Origin of the sequence: Plesiomonas sp. ZOR0011, from assembly GCF_000800945.1 — a bacterium.
Taxonomy (GTDB): domain Bacteria; phylum Pseudomonadota; class Gammaproteobacteria; order Enterobacterales; family CAMTGL01; genus Plesiomonas; species Plesiomonas shigelloides.
Genome location: NZ_JRKB01000121.1, coordinates 1 through 229, shown reverse-complemented (window position 1 = coordinate 229; position 229 = coordinate 1). Strand labels below are relative to the sequence as shown.

General features: G+C 52.4%; 1 tRNA gene. It reads left to right on the top strand.

Features of this window, described 5'->3' with window-relative positions:
* Positions 1 to 153 precede the first annotated feature (153 nt).
* A tRNA-Arg gene (locus L975_RS16920) sits at positions 154 to 227 on the top strand.
* The last annotated feature ends 2 nt before the right edge of the window (positions 228 to 229 follow it).

Here is a 229-nt window from a genome sequence, read left to right as displayed (position 1 = left end):
TCCGTAGCTCAGCTGGATAGAGTACCCGGCTACGAACCGGGCGGTCAGAGGTTCGAATCCTCTCGGATGCACCATATTTCATCAAGGTATGACGCAAGCAGTTGTGAATAAGCAACTGAACAGTACGAAAGTAAAGCGTAAAGCACATGCAGGGCATCCGTAGCTCAGCTGGATAGAGTACTCGGCTACGAACCGAGCGGTCAGAGGTTCGAATCCTCTCGGATGCACC